This is a genomic window from Extibacter sp. GGCC_0201 (assembly GCF_017566055.1).
In the GTDB taxonomy this organism is placed as follows: Bacteria; Bacillota; Clostridia; order Lachnospirales; family Lachnospiraceae; genus Extibacter.
In genome coordinates this window covers 1-1,067 of the sequence record NZ_JABFCH010000063.1, presented here as the reverse complement: position 1 = coordinate 1,067, position 1,067 = coordinate 1, and the positions used below count along the sequence as shown (strand labels likewise).

At 50.9% G+C, this 1,067-nt stretch carries 1 protein-coding gene; it reads left to right on the top strand.

The window, feature by feature from the left end:
• The first annotated feature begins 113 nt into the window (after positions 1 to 113).
• Positions 114 to 1,046: a DDE-type integrase/transposase/recombinase gene (locus HJV72_RS18755; RefSeq protein ID WP_208073371.1), complete on the top strand. Its 933-nt coding sequence runs from the start codon at positions 114 to 116 to the stop codon at positions 1,044 to 1,046.
• Positions 1,047 to 1,067: the final 21 nt, after the last annotated feature.

Here is a 1,067-nt window from a genome sequence, read left to right as displayed (position 1 = left end):
TGTAGGATTACAATACATGTGTTACAACTGAATATTTAAAAAGCAGAGATACTGCCTTTTGTGTTATATTTTAGTCACCACAACAAAAACAAACAAAAAAGGAGTTCCCTGCTATGGCTAGTATAACACAAGATATGAGATACCGTCTATCCCTGATCCGATACGCTGAGAAGCATGGCGTCACCAAGGCCGCTGTCAAATTCAAGACCAACCGGCAGTATATCTACCGCTGGAAACGCCGCTTTGACGGCTCCATGGATTCCCTGCGTGACCGCTCCAGACGGCCTCACCATCACCCCAGCCAGCATACCCCTCAGGAGGCTAAGCTTATCTCGGATATGCGCCGCCGCAACCCGGATGCCGGACTGGTCGTCTTCTGGGTCAAGCTCAGGCAGCGCGGCTATTCCCGCTCCATCACCGGACTCTACCGCTTCCTCAAAAAACGGGGCATCATGGCCGTCCATCCGCCCAATCCAAAGTACATCCCCAAGCCCTATGAGCAGATGGAGTATCCCGGCCAGCGTATTCAGGTGGATGTGAAATTCGTCCCTTCCGCCTGCCTCAAAAACAGCAGGGTCATCGGGAAGCAGTTCTTCCAGTACACTGCCATTGACGAGTATTCCAGATGGCGCTTCGTGGAAGCCTTTGAGGAACACAGCACCTATTCTTCCGCGCAGTTTGTGGAACACCTCGTAAAAGCGTTCCCCCTCTCCATCGCGTGCATCCAGACGGATAATGGATCGGAGTTCACCAACCGCTTTACTTCTCACCGGGACAAGCCGACCCTCTTCCAAAAGCGCTTGGAAACACATGGGATAAAGCACAAGGTCATCCGTCCCTTTACCCCTCGTCACAACGGGAAGGTAGAGCGCAGCCATCGGAAAGACAATGAGCGTTTTTATGCGACCCATCTGTTCTATTCCTTTGAGGACTTTGCTGCGCAGCTGAAGGTGTATAACCGTAGGGACTATAACAATTTCCCCATGCGCCCTCTAGGCTGGAAAACACCGAATGAGGTCTTAAAGGATTATTTACGGTCACTGTAACAAATGTTTGACAAACCTACA

Bases quoted from the DNA above. Each gene is read 5' to 3' on its own strand.
- HJV72_RS18755 (WP_208073371.1), top strand. From the start codon at position 114: ATGGCTAGTATAACACAAGATATGAGATACCGTCTATCCCTGATCCGA.